Annotated in this window: 25 protein-coding genes, 2 tRNA genes and 1 pseudogene; 7 read left to right on the top strand and 21 right to left on the bottom strand. The window is 62.2% G+C overall.

Annotated elements, in window-relative coordinates; all coding sequences use genetic code 11:
* Window positions 1–312: 312 nt before the first annotated feature.
* From BLX42_RS22215 to dapA, 5 genes are all read right to left on the bottom strand, one after another.
* Window positions 313–402 (bottom strand) — tRNA-Ser (locus tag BLX42_RS22215).
* Window positions 403–494: 92 nt separating this feature from the next.
* Window positions 495–1,205: a phosphoribosylaminoimidazolesuccinocarboxamide synthase gene (gene purC / locus BLX42_RS22220; protein WP_161872646.1), complete on the bottom strand. Its 711-nt coding sequence runs from the start codon at window positions 1,203–1,205 to the stop codon at window positions 495–497.
* Between the two features lie 30 nt (window positions 1,206–1,235).
* Entirely contained in the window at window positions 1,236–1,994 is a 759-nt protein-coding gene (locus tag BLX42_RS22225) for an MBL fold metallo-hydrolase (protein WP_161872647.1), read from the bottom strand.
* Window positions 1,995–3,113 carry an outer membrane protein assembly factor BamC gene (bamC, locus tag BLX42_RS22230; protein WP_046787987.1) on the bottom strand — a complete coding sequence of 373 codons (1,119 nt, stop codon included), beginning with the start codon at window positions 3,111–3,113 and terminating at the stop codon, window positions 1,995–1,997.
* Window positions 3,114–3,130: 17 nt separating this feature from the next.
* Window positions 3,131–4,009, bottom strand: coding sequence for a 4-hydroxy-tetrahydrodipicolinate synthase (gene dapA, locus BLX42_RS22235; RefSeq protein WP_012315797.1), 879 nt, complete (start codon window positions 4,007–4,009; stop codon window positions 3,131–3,133).
* Between the two features lie 260 nt (window positions 4,010–4,269).
* Here dapA and BLX42_RS22240 point away from each other — a divergent pair, with 260 nt between their 5' ends.
* Together BLX42_RS22240 and BLX42_RS22245 are read left to right on the top strand one after the other, a co-directional pair.
* On the top strand, window positions 4,270–4,830 hold the full coding sequence (locus BLX42_RS22240) for a glycine cleavage system protein R (RefSeq protein WP_008097509.1): 561 nt from the start codon (window positions 4,270–4,272) through the stop codon (window positions 4,828–4,830).
* An 11-nt stretch (window positions 4,831–4,841) separates the two neighbouring features.
* Window positions 4,842–5,315, top strand: a complete 474-nt coding sequence (locus BLX42_RS22245) for a peroxiredoxin (RefSeq protein WP_039605383.1) — start codon at window positions 4,842–4,844, stop codon at window positions 5,313–5,315.
* 118 nt (window positions 5,316–5,433) lie between these two features.
* Here the strand turns inward: BLX42_RS22245 and BLX42_RS22250 are convergent, their stop codons facing one another.
* Entirely contained in the window at window positions 5,434–6,504 is a 1,071-nt protein-coding gene (locus tag BLX42_RS22250) for an AI-2E family transporter (RefSeq protein WP_046787985.1), read from the bottom strand.
* Window positions 6,505–6,524: 20 nt separating this feature from the next.
* The gene (locus BLX42_RS22255) at window positions 6,525–6,764 is read right to left on the bottom strand and encodes a sulfurtransferase TusA family protein (protein WP_012315801.1); all 240 of its coding nucleotides are present in this window, start codon (window positions 6,762–6,764) and stop codon (window positions 6,525–6,527) included.
* Window positions 6,765–6,883: 119 nt separating this feature from the next.
* Between BLX42_RS22255 and BLX42_RS22260 the strand changes: the two genes are divergently transcribed.
* A complete protein-coding gene (locus tag BLX42_RS22260) occupies window positions 6,884–8,320 on the top strand; it encodes a M48 family metalloprotease (RefSeq protein WP_012315802.1) in 1,437 nt (478 codons plus the stop codon).
* 96 nt (window positions 8,321–8,416) lie between these two features.
* Here BLX42_RS22260 and nadA read toward each other — a convergent pair whose 3' ends face one another.
* Window positions 8,417–9,475 carry a quinolinate synthase NadA gene (nadA, locus tag BLX42_RS22265; RefSeq protein WP_012315803.1) on the bottom strand — a complete coding sequence of 353 codons (1,059 nt, stop codon included), beginning with the start codon at window positions 9,473–9,475 and terminating at the stop codon, window positions 8,417–8,419.
* Between the two features lie 298 nt (window positions 9,476–9,773).
* Window positions 9,774–11,282 carry a YdgA family protein gene (locus tag BLX42_RS22270; protein WP_161872648.1) on the bottom strand — a complete coding sequence of 503 codons (1,509 nt, stop codon included), beginning with the start codon at window positions 11,280–11,282 and terminating at the stop codon, window positions 9,774–9,776.
* Between the two features lie 548 nt (window positions 11,283–11,830).
* Between BLX42_RS22270 and BLX42_RS22275 the strand changes: the two genes are divergently transcribed.
* The 4 genes and pseudogenes from BLX42_RS22275 to BLX42_RS22285 all read left to right on the top strand — a co-directional run bounded on the left by BLX42_RS22275 (window position 11,831) and on the right by BLX42_RS22285 (window position 16,350).
* Entirely contained in the window at window positions 11,831–13,183 is a 1,353-nt protein-coding gene (locus BLX42_RS22275) for an APC family permease (RefSeq protein ID WP_046787983.1), read from the top strand.
* 285 nt (window positions 13,184–13,468) lie between these two features.
* A pseudogene (locus BLX42_RS27315) lies at window positions 13,469–14,458 on the top strand (HAMP domain-containing protein); the annotation flags it as partial.
* Between the two features lie 102 nt (window positions 14,459–14,560).
* A complete protein-coding gene (locus tag BLX42_RS27320) occupies window positions 14,561–15,316 on the top strand; it encodes a methyl-accepting chemotaxis protein (RefSeq protein WP_371316862.1) in 756 nt (251 codons plus the stop codon).
* A 74-nt stretch (window positions 15,317–15,390) separates the two neighbouring features.
* On the top strand, window positions 15,391–16,350 hold the full coding sequence (locus tag BLX42_RS22285) for a cation diffusion facilitator family transporter (RefSeq protein WP_046787981.1): 960 nt from the start codon (window positions 15,391–15,393) through the stop codon (window positions 16,348–16,350).
* Between the two features lie 62 nt (window positions 16,351–16,412).
* On the opposite strand, the gene BLX42_RS22290 is transcribed toward BLX42_RS22285, so the two are convergent.
* From BLX42_RS22290 to ruvA, 12 genes are all read right to left on the bottom strand, one after another.
* Window positions 16,413–16,488, bottom strand: a tRNA-Lys gene (locus BLX42_RS22290).
* Window positions 16,489–16,549: 61 nt separating this feature from the next.
* Complete coding sequence (gene queC, locus BLX42_RS22295) at window positions 16,550–17,224, bottom strand: 7-cyano-7-deazaguanine synthase QueC (protein ID WP_046787980.1); 675 nt, start codon at window positions 17,222–17,224, stop codon at window positions 16,550–16,552.
* Between the two features lie 16 nt (window positions 17,225–17,240).
* Window positions 17,241–17,888 (bottom strand): 7-carboxy-7-deazaguanine synthase QueE, encoded by a 648-nt coding sequence (gene queE / locus BLX42_RS22300; RefSeq protein ID WP_046788079.1) that lies wholly within the window; start codon window positions 17,886–17,888, stop codon window positions 17,241–17,243.
* 159 nt (window positions 17,889–18,047) lie between these two features.
* On the bottom strand, window positions 18,048–18,863 hold the full coding sequence (gene ybgF, locus BLX42_RS22305; RefSeq protein ID WP_046787979.1) for a tol-pal system protein YbgF: 816 nt from the start codon (window positions 18,861–18,863) through the stop codon (window positions 18,048–18,050).
* A 6-nt stretch (window positions 18,864–18,869) separates the two neighbouring features.
* Window positions 18,870–19,367 (bottom strand): peptidoglycan-associated lipoprotein Pal, encoded by a 498-nt coding sequence (gene pal / locus BLX42_RS22310; RefSeq protein ID WP_008090230.1) that lies wholly within the window; start codon window positions 19,365–19,367, stop codon window positions 18,870–18,872.
* 54 nt (window positions 19,368–19,421) lie between these two features.
* Entirely contained in the window at window positions 19,422–20,693 is a 1,272-nt protein-coding gene (gene tolB / locus BLX42_RS22315) for a Tol-Pal system beta propeller repeat protein TolB (protein ID WP_046787978.1), read from the bottom strand.
* Between the two features lie 26 nt (window positions 20,694–20,719).
* Window positions 20,720–21,796: a cell envelope integrity protein TolA gene (tolA, locus tag BLX42_RS22320; protein ID WP_012315815.1), complete on the bottom strand. Its 1,077-nt coding sequence runs from the start codon at window positions 21,794–21,796 to the stop codon at window positions 20,720–20,722.
* On the bottom strand, window positions 21,796–22,248 hold the full coding sequence (gene tolR / locus BLX42_RS22325; RefSeq protein ID WP_039603824.1) for a protein TolR: 453 nt from the start codon (window positions 22,246–22,248) through the stop codon (window positions 21,796–21,798). Before tolR ends, tolA begins: the two co-directional genes overlap by 1 nt.
* Window positions 22,249–22,262: 14 nt before the next feature.
* On the bottom strand, window positions 22,263–22,958 hold the full coding sequence (gene tolQ / locus BLX42_RS22330) for a protein TolQ (RefSeq protein WP_010952367.1): 696 nt from the start codon (window positions 22,956–22,958) through the stop codon (window positions 22,263–22,265).
* Between the two features lie 2 nt (window positions 22,959–22,960).
* Complete coding sequence (gene ybgC, locus BLX42_RS22335) at window positions 22,961–23,413, bottom strand: tol-pal system-associated acyl-CoA thioesterase (RefSeq protein WP_012315817.1); 453 nt, start codon at window positions 23,411–23,413, stop codon at window positions 22,961–22,963.
* Window positions 23,414–23,538: 125 nt separating this feature from the next.
* Window positions 23,539–24,585, bottom strand: a complete 1,047-nt coding sequence (ruvB, locus tag BLX42_RS22340) for a Holliday junction branch migration DNA helicase RuvB (protein WP_012315818.1) — start codon at window positions 24,583–24,585, stop codon at window positions 23,539–23,541.
* Window positions 24,582–25,199 (bottom strand): Holliday junction branch migration protein RuvA, encoded by a 618-nt coding sequence (gene ruvA, locus BLX42_RS22345; protein ID WP_161872650.1) that lies wholly within the window; start codon window positions 25,197–25,199, stop codon window positions 24,582–24,584. The genes ruvB and ruvA overlap by 4 nt, the downstream gene beginning before the upstream one ends.
* Window positions 25,200–25,219: the final 20 nt, after the last annotated feature.

A 25,219-nucleotide genomic window follows, 5' to 3' on the forward strand; every position in this document is an offset into this window, starting at 1 on the left:
AACTCGATCGTGATGAGGGCGGTCATCCATGAAATGGAAGTTGCGCATGCGCTGCTGGAATCAGCGCTGATGCAGCTGCACAGGCAAGCGGATTCGCCCACGGAGCCACAGACCGTGCACTAGGGCCGAGCTACGAAAAATCCGGGAGTGCCGCAAAGGTCGGCCTGGCGCTCTGATCCGATCCGGCAGGCCCCGTCGCTAGCGGCGAAAGGGCCCGGCCATGCGCACGGCGATGCTTTGAGGTTTAACTCGGGCACAACGAAAAAGCCCCTGAAAACTTATCGTTTTCAGGGGCTTTATCTACCACATGTATGGCGGAGAGATAGGGATTTGAACCCTAGGTACTGTTGCCAGTACAACGGATTTCGAATCCGTCCCGTTCGACCACTCCGGCATCTCTCCAATGCCGCGCATCATACCAGCGAATTCTGAAAACGCAAACCTTTATTTTCAAAAAAACCGCGTGGTATCAGGCGCTTGCGTGAATGCGCCGCTTACAGCGGCACGCCCAGGCGCTTGGCAACTTCTTCGTAGGCTTCGATCACATCGCCCAGGCCCTGGCGGAAGCGGTCCTTGTCCATCTTCTTGCGGGTTTCTTTGTCCCACAGGCGGCAGCCGTCCGGGCTGAACTCGTCACCCAGGACGATCTGGCCGTGGAATACACCGAACTCCAGCTTGAAGTCGACCAGCAGCAGGCCGGCGTCATCGAACAGCTTGTTCAGCACTTCGTTGACCTTCAGCGACAGCTTCTTCATCTCTGCCAACTGCTCGGCGGTGCCCCAGCCGAAAGCGACAACGTGGGATTCGTTGATGAACGGGTCGCCCTTCTCGTCGTTCTTCAGGAACAGTTCGAAGGTGGACGGCTCGAGCTTGATGCCCTCCTCCACGCCCAGGCGCTTGACCAGGCTGCCGGCGGCATAGTTACGCACTACGCACTCGACCGGGATCATCTCCAGCTTCTTGACCAGGCACTCGTTGTCGCCCAGCAGCTTGTCGAACTGGGTCGGCACGCCGGCTTCTTCGAGCTTCTGCATGATGAAGGCATTGAACTTGTTGTTCACCATGCCTTTGCGGTCCAGTTGTTCGATGCGCTTGCCGTCGAACGCCGAGGTGTCGTTACGGAACAGCAGGATCAAGCGGTCGGCGTCGTCGGTCTTGTAAACCGATTTGGCCTTGCCGCGGTAGAGTTCTTCGCGTTTTTCCATGATTGGGCTCCGCTTGCTTGAGTGGTTGGGCTAGGCGATTTCGCGCCAGTCGAGCCCGTGTTCCTGATTCGCCACCTGGAGCCAGTCCGGGTCGCACCCAAGGGTGTCGACGAAGCACTGGCGGGCCAGATGTGGCAGGTTGTTCTTGCTGCTGAGGTGGGCCAGCACCAGGTGCTGCAGGTTGCTCCACCCCAACTCGTCCACCAGGCGCGCGGCCTGGTGGTTGTTCAAATGTCCTTGCATGCCGCCGACCCGCTGCTTGAGGAAGTACGGGTAGTGCCCGCGGGCCAGCATGTCGCGGCAATGATTGGCCTCGATCAGCAGTGCATCCAGGCCCTGATAGCGCTCAAGCAACAGCGCGTCGTACGAACCCAGGTCAGTGAGCATGCCAAAGCGCCGGCGACCGTCGCTGATGACGTACTGCAGCGGCTCGTAGGCGTCGTGCTCGACCCGCGCCGCACTCACTTGCAGGCAGCCGATACTCAGGCTGTCGCCACAGGCAAGAAAACCGGCCGCCTCCACCGGCTTGCGCATGCCGCGCAATGTGCCTTGGCTGAGGTAGACCGGTACATTGTAGCGCCGCGACAGCAACCCCACCCCATGCACATGGTCGGCATGTTCGTGGGTCACCAGCACGGCGCTCAGTTGTGCAGCCTGCACCCCGAGCAGCGCCAGGCGCCGCTCGGTTTCACGCAGGGAAAAACCGCAATCGACCAGGATGAACGTGTCACCACTGGCGATCAGCGTGCCATTTCCCTGGCTGCCGCTTCCCAGTACCGCGAAGCGCACTTAACCCAGGTGGTCCTGAATGGCGCTCAGCACGCGGCGAGCGACATCGGCCGGGGCCACGGTGTTGATGTTCTTCTCGACGGTAACCTGCACGCTTTCGCCAACCTTGCTCAGGCGCACCTGGTAACGCTCGGCGCGGGCTTCAAGCTCTTCCTTGGTTGGCTCGCTGCCAAACATGCGGCTGAAGAAGCCAGGCTGGTTCTGCTTGTCGTCAGGCTTCTCAGACAGGTTGATGTAGTACAGGCCCAGGCTGCGGTTGATGTCTTCCACACGCCATTCGCCACCCTGCTCCAGGGCACGGCCCACGCCGGACCAGGCACGGTCCAGGTCGGCGCCGAGGAACAGCACGGGGTTACCGCTGCCGTCTTCGCTCAGGCTGACGCGGCTCGGCGCATCGAAGTCGCGCGCAGCCAGCAAGGACACCGAACCGCCCTTCTCGGCGCTGCGGTTCATGCTGGCGAGCATTTCGTCGACCAGCAGCGCATCGGCGGCCGTGTTGCTGGACGCGGACGGGAACGCAGGCTCGGCGGTGCTGCCAGCCGGGCGCTCGACACTGACCACATACACCTCGGAGGTGTTGCGTTGTACGCCAGGCTCCATGCGCACACGCACGCGCACTTCGCTGTCACCATTGCTGGCGGTGCTCGCCAGGCGCTGGCCGAGCGATGCCGACAGCTCGTCAAAACGCTGCCAGGTGGTGGTGAACTCGCCCGTCTGCGGGCGCTCTTCGGCAATACGGAAGCCGTTGTCTTCGAAGAACTGATGCGCTACCGGCCAGACTTCGGCCGGCGAACGCTGGGCCAGCACCCAACGGCTGCTGCCGCTGCGCTGCAGGCTGAAATCGCTGACGTCGGCGCCAGCCGACAGCGGTTGCGGACGCGGCACTTCGAACTCGCCCTTGGCGGTATCGTCGGCGACGTTGCGCGGGATCGGCAGCAGCGGGTCAAGGCGCTTGACGTTGCTGGCGTCCTGCGGGAGCTGCATCGGTGCAGTCGGGTGCGCCTGCAGGTAATCGCTGCCGCGGTCGCGGAAATAGCCATCCTCGCCCCACAGCCAGCCACACCCACTGGTGCTGGAAATGATCAGGGCGAGCGCGGAAAGACCAGCCAGTCGCTTCATGCGGTGTACTTCCTCGATTAAACCAGTACGCCGGACTGGCGCAAGGCAGTACGGACTTTTTCGTGACAGCCTTCGCTCAGCCAGGTCAGTGGCAGGCGAATGCCTTTTTGCATCAGGCCCATTTCGACGAGCGCGTATTTCACCGGAATCGGGTTGGCTTCGCAGAACAGGTCTTTGTGCAGCGGCATGAGTTTTTCGTTGATTGCGCGGGCCTTCTCGGCGTTGCCCTCAAGGGCGGCCTCGCACAGGTCGGCCATTTCGCGCGGGGCGACGTTGGCGGTGACCGAAATGTTGCCTTTGCCACCCAGCAGGATCAGCTCGACGGCAGTCGGGTCGTCGCCGGACATGACGATGAAGTCCTTGCTGACGCCATCGAGGATGGCCTTGGCACGGGCCAGGTCGCCGGTGGCTTCCTTGATGCCGATGATGTTGGGCACGGTAGACAGGCGGATCACGGTCTCGGCCTGCATGTCGCAGGAGGTGCGGCCGGGTACGTTGTAGAGGATCTGCGGGATGTCGACGGCTTCGGCGATGTGCTTGAAGTGCAGGTACAGGCCTTCCTGGGTCGGCTTGTTGTAGTACGGCACCACCAGCAGGCAGGCGTCGGCGCCGGCGTCCTTGGCGTTCTGGGTCAGGTGCACGGCTTCGGACGTGGAGTTGGCACCGGTGCCGGCGATGACCGGAATGCGGCCAGCGACCCGCTTGACCACGAATTCGATGACCTCGATGTGTTCTTCGACGCTCAGGGTGGCCGACTCGCCGGTGGTGCCGACGGCGACGATCGCATGGGTGCCGTTTTCCAGGTGGAAGTCTACAAGTTTGCCGAGGCTGCCCCAATCAAGACGCCCTTGTGCATCCATGGGTGTGACCAATGCCACCATACTGCCCGCAATCATGTAACTGCTCCTGCCGGAAAAAGAGAGCGGTAATGGTACTGGGGGCATCGGCCTTGCACAAGCGAAGCAGGCGGGTGGAGCATTCCCCTCGGCGCCTTATTTCGCTACCCTTGATCCTTTGATCGGTGCAGCGCGGCCCGCCGGGCCGTCGACCTTGCTCCCCGGCCAGCGTCCACGTCCTCGCATGCGAGCCCCGGGCCCTGCCGACAGGAGGCTTTCGCCCGTCCTGTGCCGACCGCTCATCGCTTTAGGAATGCTGCATGTCCACCCCCACCGTCCGCGAACAATTCCTTGTCATCAGTGCCCTGGGCCCCAACCCCATGGAGCTGGCCAACGTCCTCAGCCGCGCTGCCTTCGAGAACCGCTGCGCGGTCGTCACCTCGCGCCTGAGCCGCCATGGCGAGACCAGCGCCCTGGTATTGCAGGTCGGTGGCAGCTGGGACGCCCTGGCGCGCCTGGAGTCCACCCTCCCCGGCCTGGGCAAGAAGCACGGCCTGACCCTCGACGTGGTGCGCAGCGCCGACCAGGAAGTGCGCCCGCAGGCCCTGCCTTATGTGGCCTATGTCAGTGCGGCCTACCGCCCGGACATCATCAACGAGCTGTGCCAGTTCTTCCTCGACCACCGTGTCGAGCTCGAAGCCATGACCTGCGACACCTACCTGGCACCGCAGACCGGCAGCAGCATGCTCAACGCCCAGTTCACCGTGATCCTGCCGGCCGGCACCCAGATCAGCTGGCTGCGCGACCAGTTCCTCGACTTTGCCGACGCCCTCAACCTGGACGCGCTGATCGAGCCTTGGCGCCCACAGAACCCCGTTTAAGGAATGCATCCATGGCAGTAGCACTCGACCAACCCGTCGCCGATTTCCAGGCCCAGGCCACCGGCGGCCAGACCGTCAGCCTGGCCGAGCTCAAGGGCCGTCAGGTAGTGGTGTACTTCTACCCCAAGGACAGCACCCCAGGCTGCACCACCGAAGGCCAGGGCTTCCGCGACCAGCATGCAGCGTTCGAAGCGGCCAACACCGTGGTGTTCGGTGTGTCGCGCGACGGCATCAAGTCGCATGAGAACTTCAAGGCCAAGCAGGGCTTTCCGTTCGAGCTGATCAGCGACAAGGACGAGGCCCTGTGCCAGCTGTTCGATGTGATCAAGCTGAAGAAGCTGTATGGCAAGGAGTACATGGGCGTGGACCGCAGCACCTTCCTGATCGACAAGGACGGTGTGCTGCGCCAGGAATGGCGTGGCGTGAAGGTGCCGGGCCATGTGGATGCCGTACTCGCGGCGGCCCAGGCGCTGAACAAGGCTTGAGATTGACTGGGGCTGCTGCGCAGCCCTTTCGCGGCACAAGGCCGCTCCTGCAGGGGATTTGCGTTCGTCTGTAGGAGCGGCCTTGTGTCGCGAAAGGGCCGCAAAGCGGCCCCATGCATCACAACATCGGCGCCACAGCAGGTTCCTGCCGCGGCCAGGCATCGAGCACTGCCTTGATCAGCGTCGCCAGCGGGATTGCGAAGAAGATCCCCCAAAAGCCCCACAACCCGCCAAACAACAACACCGCGCAGATGATCGCCACCGGGTGCAGGCTCACCGCCTCTGAGAACAGCAGCGGCACCAGCACGTTGCCATCGAGCGCCTGAATGATGGCGTACACCGTCATCAGGTAGATGAACTGATCACCCCAGCCCCATTGGAACAGCGCGATCAGCGTCACCGGCACAGTCACCACCACCGCCCCTACATACGGCACCACCACCGACAGGCCTACCAGCAGCGCCAGCAGCGCGGCGTAATTGAGCCCCAGGCTGATGAACGCGATGTACGTGGCAATACCGCAGATCAGGATCTCGATGCCCTTGCCGCGGATGTAGTTGGCGATCTGCCGGTTCATCTCAGTGCCTACCCGGTTCAGCAAGGTCCGCTGGCGCGGCAGGTAGCCACTGACCCAACGGCCGATCTGCTCACGGTCCTTGAGAAAGAAGAACACCAAAATCGGCACCAGCACCAGGTAGATCATGGCACTGACCAGCAGCGGCAGGCTCGACAGCGAGAAGGTCAGTGCCCATTGGCCGAACTTGCCGATCTCGCCGCGCACCGACTCGATGGCATGCAGCACCTGCTCATCAGATACCAGATGCGGGTAGCGCTCGGGCAGCAGCAACAGCAGCGACTGCCATTTGCCGAGCATGCCCGGCAACTCGTTGAACAAGGTGATCAACTGGTGCCACAGCAACGGCACCAGCACCAGCAGGAACACCGCCAGCGCGCCCATGAACAGGGCGAACACCACCATCACCGCCAGCCGCGTCGGCACCCGAAGGCGCTCCAGGGCATTGACCAGCCCCTGCATCAGAAAAGCCAGCACCATGCCCGCCAGCACCGGCGCGAGCATGCCGCCCAAGGTAAGGACCGCGGTAAAGGCCAGAAACAGCAGGACCGCCAGCACCACCGCTTCCTCATCGGAGAAGTAGCGCTCTATCCAGTCGCGAAGCACTTTGAACATTGACGATCCTTGATTGGGGCTCAGGCCTTGCGCAGCCAGTAGGTATAGGTGCCGGCCTCGGCCATTTCATGCAGCAGCGTATGACCGGCCAGCTGGGCAAAAGTGCGGAAGTCGCGCTGTGAGCCTGCGTCGGTCGCAATCACCTTCAGCACCGCGCCACTGGCCAGACGGTTGAGCTCCATCTTCGCCTTGAGCAGAGGCAGGGGGCAGTTCAGCCCGCTGGCGTCGAGTTCGGCGTCGCAGGTCGGGGTGCTAGTCATCAGGGGTCTCCAAACGTGGGACAGACGTCTTTGGTAACAGGCTGGCTAGCATACCGCCACTGGTCGCCAACGTGTGAGCGGGCTACAGTAGGGGCTTTGACCCGACGCGAGCTTCGTGCATGAATCTACTGCGCCCTACCCTGTTGACGCTGGCCTGCCTGATGGCCCTTCCCGGCCATGCTAGCGACCTGCCTTCACTGGGCGACGCCAGTTCCGCGATCGTCTCGCCGCAGCAGGAGCACCAGCTCGGGCGCGCCTGGCTCAGCCTGCTACGCGGCCAGGTCAACCAGCTGAACGACCCGCAGCTCAAGGACTACGTCGAAACCACCGTGTACCGCCTGGCCGAAACCAGCCAGCTGCAGGACCGGCGCCTGGAATTCATCCTCATCGACAGCCGTGAGCTGAACGCCTTCGCCGCCCCCGGCGGCATCGTCGGCGTCAACGGCGGCCTGTTCCTCAACGCCCAGACCGAAGGCGAATACGCCTCGGTACTGGCCCACGAACTGGCGCACTTGTCGCAGCGCCACTTCGCCCGCGGCGTCGAGGCCCAGCAACGCATGCAACTGCCAATGATGGCGGCGCTGCTGGCCGGTATCGTACTGGCGGCAGGAGGCGCCGGCGATGCCGGCATCGGCATGATCGCCGGCACCCAGGCGGCGGCGATCCAGGAGCAGCGGCGCTTCTCGCGGCAGAACGAGCAGGAAGCCGACCGCGTCGGTATCCAGAACCTGGAAAAGGCCGGGTACGACCCGCGCAACATGCCGACCATGTTCGAGCGCCTGGCGCGCCAATACCGCTACGACGCCAAACCACCAGAATTCCTGCTGACTCACCCGGTGACCGAATCGCGTATCGCCGACACCCGCAACCGGGCCGAACAGGCCCCCCCGGGCGGCGTCGAGGACAGCCAGCGTTATCAATTGATCCGCGCCCGCGTGGCCCTCATCTACGAAGGCACGCCGGGCCTTGCGGCCAAACGCTTCCGTGCGCAGCTGGACGAAGACCCCAAGCTGGACGCCGCCCGCTATGGTCTTGCCCTGGCACAGATCAAAGGCGGCCAGCTCAACGAAGCGCGTGAGAACCTGAAGCCGTTGCTGGCCAAGGCGCCCAACGACATCACCTACAACCTGGCGCAGATCGACCTGGACATCACCAACAACCGCTTGGCCGATGCGCAGCAGCGGGCGGAGCGCATGCAAGGTTTGTATCCGGGCAACTACCCGCTCAAGCAGGTGCGTGCCGACCTGCTGATCAAGCAGAATAAGCCCGCCGAGGCCGAAAAGGTACTGAACGACCTGCTCAAGAACCGCCCGGATGACCCGGATGTTTGGTACGACATGGCCGAAGTGCGTGGTTTGTCGGGCAACACCATAGGCCTGCACCGGGCACGGGCAGAGTACTTTACCCTGGTGGGTGACTTCGACCAGGCGATCCAGCAGCTGGATTACGCCAAGCGTCGTGCCGGTAGCAACTTCCCGCTGGCGTCACAGATCGACCAGCGCCAGCGCGAGATCATGGAGCAGCGGCGCATGGTGCAGGAGATGATGGGGCGGTAAGGGGGCTGCTTTGCGGCCCAATCGCCGGCGAGCCGGCTCCTACAGGTTCTGCAGCGCTGCAGATATTGTGGGAGCCGGCTTGCCGGCGATTGGCCCTCAGGCGTTACCCGACAGCTTGAGCCGAGCAGCCTGGGTGAAGTCCAGCATGCGGTTCAAAGGCTTGATCGCCTTAGGCACCAGCGCCGGGTCAACGAAAATCTCGTTGCTGCCTTTGCGCAAGCAATCCAACACCCGCTCCAAGGTGTTCATGGCCATCCACGGGCAGTGCGCGCAGCTGCGGCAGGCCGCGCCGTTACCGGCGGTGGGGGCTTCGACGAATTCCTTGTCCGGGCACAGCTGCTGCATCTTGTAGAAGATGCCGCGGTCTGTGGCGACGATGAAGGTTTTGTTGGGCAGTGTCTGCGCGGCCTTGATCAGTTGGCTGGTGGAACCCACCGCATCGGCCAGGTCGATCACTGCCTCTGGCGACTCCGGGTGCACCAGGATCGCCGCATCCGGATACAGCGCCTTCATGTCCGCCAGCTGGCGCGACTTGAACTCTTCGTGGACGATGCAGGCACCGTCCCACAGCAGCATGTCGGCACCGGTCTGCTTCTGGATGTAACGGCCCAGGTGCTGGTCCGGGCCCCAGATGATGGTCTCGCCGTTGTCCATCAGGCTTTCGACGATCTCCAGCGCGCAGCTCGAGGTCACGACCCAGTCGGCACGCGCTTTAACGGCGGCAGAGGTATTGGCATACACCACCACGGTACGCTCGGGGTGCTGGTCGCAGAAGGCCGAGAACTCTTCGACCGGGCAACCGAGGTCGAGCGAGCAGGTAGCCTCCAGGGTCGGCATCAGCACGCGTTTTTCCGGGGTGAGGATCTTCGCGGTCTCGCCCATGAAGCGCACACCGGCGACGATTACCGTCTGGGCAGGGTGGTTCTTGCCGAAACGGGCCATTTCCAGCGAGTCGGACACGCAACCGCCGGTCTCTTCGGCAAGCGCCTGGATAACCGGGTCACAGTAGTAATGGGCAACCAGCACGGCATTCTGCGCCTTGAGCTCGGCAGCAATGGCCGCACGGTATTCGGCCTCCTGCTCGGCTGTCAGCGGGTTGGGCTGCTTGGCGTCGAGGTGGGCCTGAACCAACAGGCGTTCGGATATCTGGGTCATGATCGCTGGACCTGCAGGCGCGCATGCGCGTCAAATCGAGTGTATCACCCGGCCCTGACAGATCGGCTAAGGGCGCCGGACGGCAGGCAAGCCGCCACGGCCCTCTGCGGGCGCGGATTATTATCGGACGCCGAAGGCTACAGACAATCAAGGGATTTCTAAAGCGGTTTTTGTGTGGCCAGTACTGGCCTCATCGCCGGCAAGACAGTTGCCCCCACAGGTGTGCACAGGCCATGAGGCTGTAGTCATCCTGCAGAAGCCGGCTTGCCGGCGATGAGGCCGGTACAGGCTCAATCAATCAGCCCTGCGGCTGCATCGCCGCAAAGTGCGCCGCGAGGATCATGGCGAACTCTTCAACGGTCATCTTCTTGCCATTGAAGTCGACCATGCCATCGACGTAGTGCAGGCTAGCCACCACGTCATTGCCCTGCACGGTGGCCATGCCACTCTGCAGCGCCATCATCCCGACCATCTCACCCGCCTGACTGGATTGCATGGCAATCGCCTGGGCATCGGTCTGCCCTTCCAGCAACGCCTGCAAGGTCGCCAGGTCACCCATCATCGGTTTGGACAGCGACAGCTTGCTCTTCACCTGAGTGATCAGCTGCTTGCTCAACTGGTCAGGCGGCAGGTCGAAGGAGGTGGGGCTGGCGAAGTCCATCGACAGGTTGAACCGGCTCTCGCCATTGGCCGTCTTGAACGAAAGGTTCTCCACCGCCACCTGCGGCTTGGATGCCAACAGTTGCTTCAGGTCGCCCTGGAACTTGGCCTTCTCCTGTTCACCCATCTGGATTTGCGGCATCGGCTGGCCTGCAGCGGCGGCCTGCTCGAACTCCGGCAGATGGGCCTGGTACCACTGCGACAGCGACTGCAAGGCCGGGGCGTTGAGCGACTTGATGCTGACCGCCATCTGCCCGCTGCCGACTGCGCGGCCATCCCAGCTGATGTCCGCGACCTTGTAATCCACGCGGCCACCGACGGTATCGGGGCCATCGAGTGTTTGCAGGACGTGCTGCTCCAGGCCTTTGAGCAACAGTACCTGTTGCTTGGGCCCCAGTGTCGCCTTGGCTTCGGCCAGCAGCACATCGACGTTACCGACATAGATCGCGTCATGCTGGGTAGCGGCCAGGTTACCGCCGATTTTCAGGCCCTTGAGCTCGAACGTGGCCGGCGGGTGATCATCCCCGACCAGCTTCATTTCGAAGCGATCGGCAGCACCATGGAATTTCGACGCCTTGCCTTCACTGTCGCCACTGATCTGCAGCTGCATACCCGAAAAATCGAGGGTAGTGCCGTTGTCTTCGGCCAGCTTAACCGGCGCCAGGAAGATGCTGCCATCGACACTGCCGTCAAAGCCCAGGCTGGTTTGCGAGCTGACCGGGACCTTGTCGCCGGCGGCGGCGAACCAGGGCGCGGTGAAGTCGTCCTTGTCCAGCGCACTGTTGCTGGCTGCCAGCACCGGCATCAGCTTGAACGCCTTGACCCGCGACCAAGGGAACGGGCCGTGCTCGACCTGATCGGTTACACCCACATCGAAACTGATCGGCTCACCGTCAGACAGGTGAATGTCACGGACCTTGAGGCGATAGCGTGCGGTACTGGTGAAGAAGTGCTGCTCCAGCGAGGCCACTTCGATGGTCATGCTGCCGCCAACCCCGACAAGGGCCTTCTTCAACTGGGCATTGCCCTGATTGACGGCTTGCTCCAGCTGCGCAGGCAACTGCTTGCCGGTGTACCAGGCGCCAGCGGTGGTTACGACGGCAATGGCGATGGCCAGGCCGGAAAGGATGCCTACTGATTTCTTCATGAATAGAACCGATTGATGTCCATATTGGCGTGTTCGCAGCCATGAGCTGCGGGGGGAGCAGAATAGTATCACTCCCACCCCTTGGACGACGGTCGACACGCGGACGAAATGGGCAATCGAGACCTACCTGACGCTAGCGTGGGAAACTTCCCACTCGTTAAATTTTACGAACATCCGCATCGATCAAAACCGCAAAAAAGCGCGCAAAAACCGAACATTTCGGCTAATAAATCGATAAATATTTCAATTTAGTAACATCTTGTCATGTTTAACTTGACAGCCACCTACCCATCGTTTTTTATTTTCACCGCCTTGCCCAGCGCCACCCACGAAGAAGAACAGACGCGCCGTCATGATGCCTCACCGCCCCTGCCCGCACGCCCCACCTTCCTAGCCCAGGCTCTGCCAGCTCGCCCCCGGCGCATCGCCTGCGCCTACCTCTGCTCCGACAATAAAGGTGAACAACATGGAGCCCACCCGCTCGCCATTGCCGCATGCGCAATACAACCCGCCAGCCGTTCACGCCCAGCCGCAGGAGCCACGCCAGCATGCAGCCTGACCACAGCGCCACCGGCAACGGCCAACTCCGCAAAACCCTGCGCCTCTGGCACGTGATCATCATCGGCCTGGCTTACCTGACGCCGATGACCGTGTTCGACACTTTCGGCATTGTCTCGGGGATTACCGCAGGGCATGTGCCTAGCGCCTACATCCTGGCGCTGACCGGCATCCTGTTCACTGCCGTGAGCTACGGCACCCTGGTGCGCCGCTTCCCTCAATCGGGTTCGGCCTACACCTACACACAACGCGCCATCAACCCGCATGTGGGCTTTCTGGTCGGCTGGTCGTCGCTGCTCGATTACCTGCTGCTGCCGATGGTCAATGCCTTGTTGGCCAAGCTTTACCTGTCGGCCATGTTCCCCGAGGTGCCGGAGTGGATCTGGGTAGCAGGCTTCGTCACCCTGATCAGCCTGATCAACATGCGCAGCGTCAACCTGGTGGCACACTTCAACCTGCTGTTCGTGGCCGTGCAGGTAGCGATCATCGCCGTGTTCATCTACCTGTGCGTGCGTGGCCTGGACCAGGGTGAAGGCCTGGGTACCGCGTGGAGCCTGCTGCCGTTCGCCGACAGCCAGACCCAGTTCAGCGCCCTGGCGGCCGGTGCGACCATCCTGTGCTTCTCGTTCCTGGGCTTCGACGCCGTGACGTGCCTGTCCGAGGAAACTCGCGACCCGGCCAAGACCATCCCACGGGCGATCTTCCTGACCGCACTGATCGGCGGCCTGGTGTTCATTACCGTGTCGTACTTTATCCAGGCCTACTTCCCGACCATGGCACGCTTCCATGACCAGGAAGCGGCCCTGCCGGAAATTGCCCTGTACGTGGGTGGCAAGCTGTTCCAGTCGATCTTCATCGCCTGCACGGTGATCAACACCATCGCTTCGGGCCTGGCCTCGCAGACCAGCGTCTCGCGCCTGTTGTACGTGATGGGGCGTGACAAGGTGATCCCGGCCGGCATCTTTGCTCGCCTGCACCCACGCTATAAAACACCGGTGCTGAACATCGCAGTGGTCGGGCTGATTTCGCTGTCGGCAATCTTCTTCGATCTGGTTACCGCCACCTCGATCATCAACTTCGGAGCACTGGTGGCGTTCAGCTTCGTCAACCTGTCGGTGATCAACCACTGCTATGTGCGTGAAGGCAATCGCCAAGGGCTGGCGAACAAGCTCATGTACCTGGTACTGCCGACCATCGGTTTCTGCATCATCGTGTCGCTGTGGCTAGACCTTAACGAACACTCGCTGATGTTCGGCGGGGTATGGGCGCTACTTGGCCTGGTATACCTGGCCTGGCTGACCAAGGCCTTCACTGCCGCACCCCCGAACTACGTTGCCGAATGACACTTGCCCTCTACACCGCCCGCGCCTGAACGCGGGCGTTGTCCTTGCACGAAAAGGAAAGCTCTCATGCCGCTGCGTCGCCTTTCTATCCAGTGGAAGATCACCTTGCTCGCCGGCCTGTGCCTGCTGGCCATCGTCGCGCTACTGGTGGCCACCTCGCTGACCCAGGCACAGCGCAGTGCAGCCTTGGTCAGCCAGGCCAACAGTGAAATGCTCGACCACAGCGCGCGCCTGCGCCTGCAGGCCCTCGCCGAAACCCAGACCCTGCGCATTCAGCGCTACTTCATGGACGCCTACCAGTACGCCAACGGTTTTACCCGCCTGGTTCAGGTACTCAAAGCCCACGGTGGCAGCGACCTGCGCGCCGAACTGACCCACCAGGCACGCACCAGCCTGGCGGGCAACCCGGACCTGATCGGGCTTTATGTGGTGTTCCAGCCCAACGCCCTGGACCACCAGGACAGCCAGTTCGTCGCCCAGGAGGCGGTCGGCAGCAACGACAGCGGGCGCTTTTCGCTGTACTGGTCGCAGCCCAGCCCGGGCAACCTTGAGCGGGAGGCCATGCCTGAAGCGATGCTGGCCGACAGCACGGTTGGCGCCAACGGGGCGGCACAGAACCGCTGGTTGACCTGCCCGCAGGAAACGGCCAAGGCCTGTGTGGTCGAGCCCTACCTCGACGAGGTCAATGGCCGCCAGGTACTGATGACGAGCATCGCCCTGCCCCTGCTGGAGGGCGGCAAGGTAGTAGGCGTAGTGGGCCTGGACATCGGCCTGGACAACCTGCAGCAGTTGAGCCTGGACGGCCGCCAGGAGCTGTTCGATGGCCAGGGCCAGGTGAGCATCGTCAGCAATACCGGCTTGCTGGCCGGGCACAGCCGCGACGCCAGCAAGCTGGGCACTCTCCTGGACAACGACGTGGCGCAGGGCCTGTTGCGCGTCGGCCGCCCGTTCGCCCCGATCCCCGGCGCCGCTCCCTGGCAGGTACTGCTGGAGCTGCCCGAAGCTGTGCTTCAAGCACCCGCCGTCGCTCTCAATCAGAGGCTGAGCGAACACAACCAAAGCGCCAATCTGACCAGCCTGCTGATCGGCCTGGGTGCCGCGATCGTCGGCCTGCTGCTGGTTTGGCTGACCGCACGTGGCGTGACCCGGCCGATTCTGGCCGTAGCCGCACGCCTCGAGGATATCGCCAGCGGTGAGGGCGACCTGACCCGGCGCCTGGACTACGCGCGCCAGGACGAGCTGGGCCAGTTGAGCGGCTGGTTCAACCGCTTCCTCGACAAGCTGCAACCGGTGATTGCCCAGGTCAAAGGCTCGCTGCTCGAAGCCCGCGGCACCGCCGATCAGTCCGCTGCCATCGCCAGCCAGACCAGCAGCGGCATGCAGCAGCAACAGCGCGAGATCGAGCAGGTGGCCACCGCCGCCAACGAGATGAGCGCAACTGCCCAGGATGTCGCCCACAACGCGGCGCAAGCCGCCCAGGCAGCACGTGGCGCCGACCAGGCGAGCCGCGAAGGCCTGCAACTGATCGCCAGCACCCGCCAGGCGATTGACAACCTGGCAGTCGGGATGGATGCCGCCATGGACGAGGCCCGCGCACTGGAACAGCGCAGCGAGCAGATCGGCTCGGTACTGGAGGTGATCCGCGCCATTGCCGAGCAGACCAACCTCTTGGCCCTCAACGCCGCCATCGAAGCGGCCCGCGCTGGCGAGGCCGGGCGGGGTTTTGCCGTGGTGGCCGACGAGGTACGCAGCCTGGCGCAGCGCACCCAGGTGTCGGTGGAAGAAATCCGCCAGGTCATCGAAGGGCTGCAGCAAGGCACCCAGGATGTGGTCGGCGCCATGCATGATGGCCAGAAACAGGCGCAGGCCAGCGCCTTGCAGATGGAACAGGCACTGCCTACGCTGCAGCGGATCGGTGAAGCGGTGGCGGTGATCAGCGACATGAACCTGCAGATCGCTTCGGCGGCTGAAGAACAGAGCGCGGTGGCCGAGGAAGTGAACCGTAACGTGGCCGGTATCCGCGATGTGACTGAATCGCTATCGGGCCGGGCTGATGAGTCGGCGCGCATCAGCCAAGCGCTGAACCGCCTGGCCAATCAGCAGCAGGCTTTGATGGAGCAGTTTCGCGTTTAGCCTGTACGGGCCCGATTACCGGCTACCGGCGATTGGGCCCGTACAGGCACCCACCTTTTGAAAGAGTTTTACCCATGGAAACACCCAACAAATCCCCCTTCTTCGACCTTGCCAGCGAACAGGGCCTGCTACGCACTTCGATCGCCGTCACCCTGTTCATCGCCACCATCGGCATTGCCTTCGGCCTGGCGTCCGGCTCGTTCTCGATCATTTTCGACGGTGTCTACTCGCTGGCCGACGCAGGCATGAGCGGCCTGTCGCTGGTGGTGGTCAAGCTGATCACTACGCACGCCACCAGCCGGCACGTGTCACGCAAGCTGCGCGAGCGCTTCACCATGGGCTTCTGGCACCTGGAGCCGATGGTGCTGGCGCTCAATGGCATCCTGCTCAGCGGTGTGGCGCTCTACGCCCTGATCAACGCCGTCAGCAGCCTGCTCGAAGGCGGACGCCACCTGGAGTTCGGCATCGCCATGGTTTATGCGGCGCTGACCGTGATCGCCTGCGCGACCATCGCTGCAGTCGAAGCGCGGGCCAACCGCGAGCTGAACTCGGATTTCGTGCGCATGGACGTCAAGGGTTGGGTGATGTCGGCCAGCATCACCGCAGCGTTGCTCATCGCCTTCTGCTTTGGCTTTGCCGTGCAGGGCACGCAGTGGGAGTGGGTATCGCCGTACATCGACCCGGCGGTGCTGGCGCTGGTGTGCCTGGTCATCATCCCCTTGCCGCTGTCGGTGGTGCGCCAGGCCATGGCGGATATCTTTTTGGTGACACCTGGCGACCTGATGCTGCACGTGGATGAGGTGGCCGGTGCGTTCGTGGCACGCCACGGACTGGAATCCTATCGGGCTTACGTGGCCAAGGTCGGCCGCTCTCGGGAAATCGAGCTGTATTTCATCGTGCCCAAGCACCTTCCAGCCAAAAGCATTGAAGAGTGGGATGCGCTGCGCTGTGAAGTCGGTGATGCGATTGGCGGTGAGGGACCGGATCGCTGGTTGACGGTAGTGTTTACCGCAGACCCTGAGTGGGCTGAATAAGGAGGGGCAAGAACGACAAAGCCCGCCACCGTTTCCGGTAGCGGGCTTTGACTTACAGCGTATGGTGGGTCGTGTAGGATTCGAACCTACGACCAATTGGTTAAAAGCCAACTGCTCTACCAACTGAGCTAACGACCCGTTGGATGGCGCGTATAATACTGATTTCTAACGGGAAATCAACACCCCATCAAAACTTTTTTCAAAAATAACGGGTTGGGTCGTCTACCCCGGCGGCCTTGAAGCCGTCGGCGCGCAGGCGGCAGCTGTCGCACTTGCCACAGGCGCGGCCCTCATCGTCGGCCTGGTAGCAGGAGACCGTCAGGCTGTAGTCCACGCCACGGGCCATACCGGCCTGTACGATCTGCGCCTTGCTCATGTTCTGCAGTGGCGCCTGGATCCGGAAGCCCTGCCCCTCGACACCGGCCTTGGTCGCGAGGTTGGCCATGCGTTCGAACGCTTCGACGAACTCAGGGCGGCAATCGGGGTAGCCCGAGTAGTCCACGGCATTGACGCCGATGAAGATGTCGCGCGCCTGCAGCACTTCTGCCCAGCCCAGAGCCAACGACAGGAATACGGTATTGCGTGCCGGCACATAGGTCACCGGAATACCCTCGCCCGGGGTTTCCGGCACATCGATGCTGCTGTCGGTCAGTGCCGACCCCCCGATGCCATCGAGGTTCAAGCCGATTACCTTGTGCTCCACGACGCCCAGGTCACGAGCGACCCGCGCAGCAGCGTTCAATTCAGCACGATGGCGCTGGCCATAGTCGAAGCTCATGGTGTAGCAACTGTAGCCTTCGGCCTTGGCCATGGCGACGACAGTGGCCGAGTCGAGGCCGCCGGACAGCAGGATTACTGCGCGTTTCTCAGTCATGTACTTTTGCTCCTAATCAACGTCCGGGCTCGTCGTTCCACAGCAGCTTGTGCAGCTGCAGCTGGAAACGCACAGGCAAGTTGTCGGCAACGATCCAGTCGGCCAGGTCACTGGCCTTCACCTGGTGATGGCTTGGCGAAAACAGCACTTCACCGGCGCGCTCGGCAAGGTTGTACTGAATCAGCTTGGAAACCGCCCAGTCATAGTCCTCGCGTGAACAGATGACGAACTTGACCTGATCATTGCCGGTCAAGTGCTCAATGTTCTCGTAGAGGTTGCGGTGGGACTCTTCAGAGCCCGGGGTCTTGAGGTCGACCACGCGGCTGACGCGAATATCGGTAGCCGAGATATCCAGGGCACCACTGGTCTCGAGCGAAACCTCATAGCCGGCATCGCACAGGCGCTGCAACAGTGGCAAGGCATTCGGCTGGGCCAGTGGCTCGCCGCCAGTCACGCACACATAGCGTGGCTTGAAGCCGGCCACCTGTTCCATGATCGAATCCAGGCTACGCACAGTACCGCCACTGAAGGCGTAGGCACTGTCGCAGTATTGGCAGCGCAGGGGGCAACCGGTGAGGCGCACGAATACCGTGGGCAGCCCAGCCGTGCGTGTTTCACCCTGCAAAGAGTAAAAGACTTCGGTGATACGTAATGTGTCTTGCATGATCGCCACGGGCGTGACAGCTAAACAGGCTGTCCGCCTCCGTCAGGCACTGTCGCGGACTCGACATGGCGTTATCCGCAGCAGCGTGTTTAAGAAAAAGGGCAATGATTCTAACGAAAAAACCCGCGCCTGGCGCGGGTTTCTTTTGAACGGTGCTACTTAGAGCTTCTGCAGGTCACGCTGCGCCAGCTGAGCGGCGGATGTGCCGGGGTACTGGGTGATGACTTGCTGCAGGATGCCCTTGACCTTGTCGGTATGGCCCATGCGGCGCTCGACGTCGGCCAGCTTGTACAGGGAGTCCGGTACCTTGCTGTGCTTGGGGTACTTCTGGCTGACCTGGGCAAAAGCCTGGCTGGCACTTTGCAGGTCACCCTTGGCCAGGTTCACCTCACCCAGCCAGTACTGGGCATTGCCTGCGTACTGGCTGTTCGGGTACTTGCGCAGGAAGGCGCCGAACGCCTGGCTGGCCTTGTCGAAGTCCTTCTGCTTGATCAGGTCGAAAGCCGCATCGTAATAGAGCTTCTCTTTCGCAGGATCAGCCGGCTCGCTGTTGGCGGCCGGTTGCTGTGCAGCAGCGCCAGCGGCGCCTGCTGCTGCACCGGCGGCGGCATCGGGTGCACCACCGGTGGAGGAATTATCGGGGGTCGCGGCAGGCGCGCCACCACTGTTGATGCGGCGATCCAGATCCTGGTAACGCTCCAGGCTTTCCTGCTTCATGCGGGCGACATCGTTTTGCAGCTCTTCGATGATGCCTTGCTGGCGGGATATCTGGTCCTGCATCTGTTGCAGCTGCATGAACAGCTGGCCCTGTGCTGAGGCAGGGGTCGAAGCCCCTGCCCCGGCATAGGCGCCGCTCGTGCCATAACCCGAAGGTGGGTAAGCACCTGCGTTGTCATCTACTACAGGAACCGCAGCCCACGCCGAAAGCGGAAGGCTGAGTGCGAGGACGGTTACAGCACGACGGCACATACGCATAAGAACTTACTTACGCAGTTCTACGCGGCGGTTCTGAGCCCAGGACTGCTCGTCGTTGCCGGTGGCAACTGGACGCTCTTCGCCGTAGGAGACCAGTTCCAGCTGAGCAGGGGAAACACCCTGCAGAACCAGGTAGCGCTGAACGGCTTTGGCACGACGCTCGCCCAGAGCCATGTTGTACTCGCGAGTACCGCGCTCGTCGGTGTTGCCTTCCAGAACAACACGGTTGCCGTTGGACTTCAGGTCCTTGGCGTGAACGTCCAGAGCGCGCATGGCTTCTGGCTTCAGGTCCGAGCTGTCGTATTCGAAGTAGAAGGTGGTGATTGCGCGCAGGGCGGCTTCTTCGCTCAGGGAACCGTCAACAGCGCCAGTGTTGGCACCGTAGCCAGCGTTAGGGTCAACAGCGCCTTCGCCAGCGTTGTCACCGCCCTTCGAGGAGCAACCTACAGCTACAGCCATGGCCAGAGCCAGCGCAGCAAATTTACCAAACTTCAGCATTTCCATCGTGAAACTCCTAATGAAACCCCAGTGTGTTAAGCAAAACGTATTACGCCGCAATCAGTTCAGGTAAGGGGACCAGGACGGTTCTCTGACTTCGCCTTGAGCGGTAGGAAGTGGGAGCCTCACGCGGCCATTAAGCGACACGAGCATCAAGACTCCCCGGCCCTGCTGGCGGGTGGCGTAGATTAGCATGGTGCCGTTTGGCGCAACAGTGGGAGACTCATCAAGACTTGTTTCCGAGAGAATCTTTACACTTCCTCTTTGCAAGTCCTGTGCCGCCACTTTGAAGTTGGTGAAACCCTGCTGACGATGGATCATTACCAGCGTCTTTTCGTCCGCCGAAAGTTTCGGGTTGGCGTTGTAGTTACCTACGAACGTCACACGCTCGGCGCTACCACCACTGACCGACTGTTTGTAGATCTGCGGCTTGCCGCCACGGTCGGAGGTGAAGTACAGGGTGTTGCCATCCTTGCCCCAGAACGGCTCGGTATTGATACCCGGGCCGGCAGTGACACGGCTGATCTGGCGCGAAGCCACATTCATCACGTAGATGTCCGGGTTACCGTCCTTGGACAGCACGAATGCCAGGCGCGAACCATCCGGCGACCAGGCAGGAGCACCATTGAGGCCTTCGAAGTTGGTGACCTGTTCGCGGCGGCCGGTGTCGATGTGCTGGATGAAAATGCGCGGCCGCTTCTGCTCGAACGAGACATAGGCGATACGCTTGCCATCCGGCGCGAAACGCGGCGACAGGATAGGCTCACGCGACTGCAGCAAGGTCACTGCACGCGCACCGTCGTAGTCCGAACGCTGCAGGGTGTAGCGGGTGTTGTTGGTCGAGAAGCGCTCGGCGGTCACGTACAGCATGCGGGTGGAAAACGCACCCTTGATGCCGGTGAGCTTCTCGAACGACTGGTCGGCGATGTAGTGCGACATGTCGCGCAACTGGTCGACGCTGCCGGCAACGCTGCCGGTCAGCACTTGCTGCTCGGTGGCGACGTTGAACAGTGCGTACTGCACCTGCAGGCGAGCGCCCGACGGCACGATGCTGCCGACCATCACGTACTGGGCGCCCAGGGCTTTCCAGTCACGGAAGATCACTTCGCTGGCCTGGGTAGGCTGGCTGATCATGTTCTGCCGTGGGATGGGCGCGTAGTAGCCAGAGTTGCGCAGGTCATTGCCGATGATATCGGCCATGTCTTCCGGCAGCACACTGCCACCCTGCAGACCGAACGGCACTACCGCGATGGGCGTTGCCCGATCGCTGCCGCTGGTGACCAGGATGTTCTTTTCCTCTGCCATGGCCATGCCTGCCACGCAGCACAGCATGACCAGCAGTCCTCGAAGGAGTTTAATCACAACGCTAGATCCTCAGGTGTAAATGTCATCTTGAACGAACGGTACGGATTGAACTCGTTCGGCTTCAAGCCCTGCATTTCGGTCAGACGACCGATGTTCTTCACTGCTGCCACCGCAGAACTGTCGAACGGACCGTCGCCACTGGAGCGCGACACGCTGACACTGGTGATGGTGCCATCGGGCAGCATGTTGATCTGCAGGACTACCGTCATGCCCTTGCGCGCAGAAGGTGGACGCGCCCAGCCTTCGGCCGCGCGCATGCGGATCAGGTCGTCGAAGTCGCCGGCCACCTGGTCACCCTGCTCGTCGGCCAGCGCCTGCTGCCGCTCGGTGGTATCGGACAACAGCTCGGCCAGGGCCTGGGCTTTCTTGTCTTCTGCCGCCTTGCGGGCCGCCTCCTGTGCCTTTTTCTTCTGGGCATCTGCAGCGGCCTTTTTCTTGGCCTCTTCAGCTGCCTTCTTCTTCGCGTCCTCGGCCGCCGCTTTCTTCTTGGCGTCCTCGGCCGCTTTCTTCTTGGCCTCCTCGGCTGCCTTCTTCTTGGCATCCTCGGCGGCTTGTTTCTTGGCCTCTTCGGCCGCCTGCTTCTTGGCCTCTTCCTCAGCCTTTTTCTTGGCAATGTCGGCCTGCTGCTTTTCAGCGGCTTTCTTCGCCTCGTCGGCCTTCTTGGCTTCAGCGGCTTTCTTGGCCTCGGCGGCCTTGGCAGCGTCTTCTGCCTTCTTCGCCTCGGCGGCTTCGCGAGCCTCCTCGGCCTTTTGAGCGGCATCGGCTTTCTTTTGTTCCGCAGCCTTTACGGCCTCCTGCTCGACCTTCTTCTGTTCCAGCTGCTCGACTTCGGTCTGACGCGACGCGGTTTTTTTCGCTTCCCCGGCAATCTTCTGATTGGTCTGGGTGGTCGCCTGACTCTTGGACTTGAGCTGATACAGCGTAGCCTGAACGATCGGCTTGGAAGGCGGCAATTCTGGCGTCATGGCAAAACTGACGAACAGCAATGCGAACACAAGCACATGCAGGCCGATGGCCCAGACACTGGGCCAGAAGTAGCTTTCCGAGGCGGATGGCTCTCGCTGTTGCATCAGGGCGCCTCGGTAATCAGGCCAACGTTACCGACACCGGCCTTCTGCAACCCGCCCATGGCACCCATGACCGCGCCGTAGTCGACAGCCTTGTCGCCACGAATGAAGACCTGGGTCTGCTTGCCCTGGTCGCGACCGGCGGCAATGATCTTGGTCACTGCACCGGTCATTTCGGGCAAGGTCATGGCCTTGTCCATCTGCTTGTCGGTGTCGACCTCGCTGCCCAGGTTCCAGTAATAGGTCTTGTCGGCCTTGATGGAGATGGTGAGGATCTGGACATTGTTGTCCTGCGGCAAGGCTTCGCTGGAAACCTTGGGCAGGTCGACCTTCACGCCCTGATTGAGCATGGGAGCGGTCACCATGAAGATGACCAGCAGCACCAGCATCACGTCGATGTAGGGCACCACGTTCATCTCGGCGACCGGCTTGCGTTTGTGGCGAACTCGGGCCATGGGTTTGTACCTGATTACTCTTCGCTGGTGTGCACTTTGCGGTGCAGGATCGCCTGGAACTCGTCGGCGAAGGTGTAGTAACGACCGATCAGCACTTCGCTGCGCGCGGCGAAACGGTTGTAGGCGATAACCGCCGGGATTGCCGCGAACAGGCCGATGGCGGTGGCGATCAGCGCTTCGGCGATACCCGGGGCCACGGTGGCCAAGGTCGCCTGCTGGGCGCTGGCCAGGCCGCGGAAGGAGTTCATGATGCCCCACACGGTACCGAACAGGCCGATGTACGGGCTGGTCGAACCGACGGTGGCGAGGAACGGCAGGCTCTGCTCGAGTTTTTCTTCCTCACGCGAGATGGCTACGCGCATGGCCCGGCCAACGCCTTCCATGACCGCGTCGGGGTCCACACCCGGCTGCTGGCGCAGACGCGAGAACTCCTTGAAACCGGCCCGGAAGACCTGCTCCACGCCCGAATCCGGGTCCGGGTTGCTGCCTGCCTGACGGTACAGCTTGGACAGGTCGATACCCGACCAGAAGCGTTCCTCGAAGGCATCCAGCGCACGACGACCGGCGCGCAGCATGGTGCTGCGCTGGAAGATCATGATCCATGAGGTGACCGAGGCGGCCACCAGGGTCAGCATTACCAGCTGTACCACCACGCTGGCATTGCTGACCAGACTCCACATGGAGGTATGGTCGACGACGTTAGCTTCCACGCTTATTCTCCTGCATTCGATTGAGTACCCGAGCCGTCCGCCACAAAGGCGTCGCGCAGCTTGGGGGGTATGGCTCGGGGTTTGAAAGTGTCGGCGCGTACGGCGGCCACCAGGAACTGCCCTTCGCAGAGCAGCGTTTCATCCTTTTCCCGCCAGACCTGCTGCACGAAGCGCAGGCTGGCGCGATTGAGTTCAAGTACTTGCGCGGTCACCCGAAGTTCATCGTCCAGGCGCGCCGGCGCGTGATAGCGCGCTTCGCTCGAGTGGACCACGAACAACAGGTTCTCCCCGGCCAGTTGCTGCTGGGAAAACCCCAGGTGCCGCAGGCGCTCGGTCCGCGCGCGCTCCATGAATTTCAGGTAGTTGACGTAATACACCACGCCACCGGCATCGGTATCTTCGTAATAGACGCGACAACGGTGTGCGAAAGGTTCCAGGCCATTTTGCGCGCGCATACTCTAGTGCTTACTCCTCAGCTTGCCAATCCGCTGCGGCAACTGTTTTTTCTTCATTAATGTCGTATTGCCAGCGCACCTGAGGCATGCCAGCGGTAGGACCACGAAAAGCGGGTTTCGATCTGTCATTCATCGCCTGCTTCGGAAAAATCTGCCCCCTCACCCAGGCGCCCGGGAACATTCAGGCCAAAGTGCAGGTAGGCGTGCCGAGTGACCACACGACCACGGGGCGTACGCATGATATAGCCCTGCTGAATCAGGTAGGGTTCGAGCACATCCTCGATGGTATGACGCTCCTCGCTGATCGCTGCCGCCAGGTTATCCACCCCCACCGGGCCACCATCGAACTTCTCGATCATGGTCAGCAGCAGGCGGCGGTCGGAATGGTCGAAACCACGCTCATCGACGTCCAGCAGGTTGAGCGCCAAATCAGCCACTGCCTTGGTGATCTGCCCTTTGCCGCGCACCTCGGCGTAGTCACGCACGCGGCGCAGCAAGCGGTTGGCGATACGCGGCGTGCCGCGGGCACGGCGGGCGATTTCGTAAGCCCCCTGGTCCTCGATGACCAGCCCCAGAATGTTGGCCGACCGGCTGACGATGGTCGCCAGGTCCTTGTCGCTGTAGAACTCAAGGCGCTGGACGATACCGAAGCGGTCGCGCAGCGGGTTGGTGAGCATACCGGCGCGGGTTGTGGCCCCCACCAGGGTGAAGGGCGGCAGGTCGAGCTTGATCGAGCGGGCAGCCGGGCCTTCGCCGATCATGATGTCGAGCTGGAAGTCCTCCATGGCCGGGTACAGCACCTCCTCGACAACCGGAGACAACCGGTGAATCTCGTCGATGAACAGCACGTCATGCGGTTCGAGGTTGGTCAGCATGGCTGCCAGGTCGCCCGGGCGCTCGAGAATCGGCCCCGAGGTACTCTTGACCGATACGCCCATTTCCTGGGCGATGATATTGGCCAGGGTGGTTTTGCCCAACCCTGGCGGGCCGAAGATCAGGGTGTGGTCGAGCGACTCATTACGCCCCCGCGCAGCCTGGATGAACAGCGCCATCTGCTCGCGCACCACCGGCTGGCCGATGTATTCGTCCAGGCGCAGCGGGCGGATGGCACGGTCCTGGACTTCTTCGCGGTCGCGGCCACTGGCGGCAATCAGGCGGTCGGCTTCGATCACTTGGTAATCATCCCTTTGAGGCTGCGACGGATCAGCTCCTCACTGCCAAGGCCCGCCTTGTCCTTGATCGCGGACACTGCCTTGCTGGCTTCCTGCGGCTTGTAGCCCAGGGAAATCAAGGCACTGACGGCATCGGCCTCGGCTGTGGAGGCGCTGCTGACCGGTACCGGACCATCCGATACAAGCGTGAACATGGCGGGCGAGGTTTCCCAGGCCTTGAAGCGGTCCTTGAGCTCGACCAGCAGGCGCTCGGCAGTCTTCTTGCCGACGCCAGGCACACGCACCAGCGCCGATGTGTCCTGCGCCTGTACGCAACGCACCAATTCGTCGGCCTCAAGGCTCGACATCAAGGCCAGCGCCAGCTTCGGGCCCACGCCATTGAGGCGGATAAGCTCGCGGAACAGCTCGCGCTCGCGCTTCTCATGGAAGCCATACAGCAGGTGGGCATCTTCGCGAACCACCAGATGGGTATGCACGGTTACCGTTTCGCCAACTTTCGGCAGGCGGTACAGGGTGGTCATGGGCACTTCAAGCTCATAGCCCACGCCGTTGACGTCGATAATCAGGTGCGGCGGTTGCTTTTCCGCCAGGGTGCCGCGCAAACGTCCAATCACGTTTCGATCCTTCCTCTCGG

This window comes from Pseudomonas sp. SG-MS2 (assembly GCF_009933855.1).
GTDB lineage: Bacteria > Pseudomonadota > Gammaproteobacteria > Pseudomonadales > Pseudomonadaceae > Aquipseudomonas > Aquipseudomonas putida_E.

Bases quoted from the DNA above. Each gene is read 5' to 3' on its own strand.
- purC (WP_161872646.1), bottom strand. From the start codon at position 1,205: ATGGAAAAACGCGAAGAACTCTACCGCGGCAAGGCCAAATCGGTTTAC.
- bamC (WP_046787987.1), bottom strand. From the start codon at position 3,113: ATGAAGCGACTGGCTGGTCTTTCCGCGCTCGCCCTGATCATTTCCAGC.
- dapA (WP_012315797.1), bottom strand. From the start codon at position 4,009: ATGATTGCGGGCAGTATGGTGGCATTGGTCACACCCATGGATGCACAA.
- BLX42_RS22240 (WP_008097509.1), top strand. From the start codon at position 4,270: ATGTCCACCCCCACCGTCCGCGAACAATTCCTTGTCATCAGTGCCCTG.
- BLX42_RS22245 (WP_039605383.1), top strand. From the start codon at position 4,842: ATGGCAGTAGCACTCGACCAACCCGTCGCCGATTTCCAGGCCCAGGCC.
- BLX42_RS22250 (WP_046787985.1), bottom strand. From the start codon at position 6,504: ATGTTCAAAGTGCTTCGCGACTGGATAGAGCGCTACTTCTCCGATGAG.
- BLX42_RS22255 (WP_012315801.1), bottom strand. From the start codon at position 6,764: ATGACTAGCACCCCGACCTGCGACGCCGAACTCGACGCCAGCGGGCTG.
- BLX42_RS22260 (WP_012315802.1), top strand. From the start codon at position 6,884: ATGAATCTACTGCGCCCTACCCTGTTGACGCTGGCCTGCCTGATGGCC.
- nadA (WP_012315803.1), bottom strand. From the start codon at position 9,475: ATGACCCAGATATCCGAACGCCTGTTGGTTCAGGCCCACCTCGACGCC.
- BLX42_RS22270 (WP_161872648.1), bottom strand. From the start codon at position 11,282: ATGAAGAAATCAGTAGGCATCCTTTCCGGCCTGGCCATCGCCATTGCC.
- BLX42_RS22275 (WP_046787983.1), top strand. From the start codon at position 11,831: ATGCAGCCTGACCACAGCGCCACCGGCAACGGCCAACTCCGCAAAACC.
- BLX42_RS27320 (WP_371316862.1), top strand. From the start codon at position 14,561: ATGCAGCAGCAACAGCGCGAGATCGAGCAGGTGGCCACCGCCGCCAAC.
- BLX42_RS22285 (WP_046787981.1), top strand. From the start codon at position 15,391: ATGGAAACACCCAACAAATCCCCCTTCTTCGACCTTGCCAGCGAACAG.
- queC (WP_046787980.1), bottom strand. From the start codon at position 17,224: ATGACTGAGAAACGCGCAGTAATCCTGCTGTCCGGCGGCCTCGACTCG.
- queE (WP_046788079.1), bottom strand. From the start codon at position 17,888: ATGCAAGACACATTACGTATCACCGAAGTCTTTTACTCTTTGCAGGGT.
- ybgF (WP_046787979.1), bottom strand. From the start codon at position 18,863: ATGCGTATGTGCCGTCGTGCTGTAACCGTCCTCGCACTCAGCCTTCCG.
- pal (WP_008090230.1), bottom strand. From the start codon at position 19,367: ATGGAAATGCTGAAGTTTGGTAAATTTGCTGCGCTGGCTCTGGCCATG.
- tolB (WP_046787978.1), bottom strand. From the start codon at position 20,693: ATGCTGTGCTGCGTGGCAGGCATGGCCATGGCAGAGGAAAAGAACATC.
- tolA (WP_012315815.1), bottom strand. From the start codon at position 21,796: ATGCAACAGCGAGAGCCATCCGCCTCGGAAAGCTACTTCTGGCCCAGT.
- tolR (WP_039603824.1), bottom strand. From the start codon at position 22,248: ATGGCCCGAGTTCGCCACAAACGCAAGCCGGTCGCCGAGATGAACGTG.
- ybgC (WP_012315817.1), bottom strand. From the start codon at position 23,413: ATGCGCGCGCAAAATGGCCTGGAACCTTTCGCACACCGTTGTCGCGTC.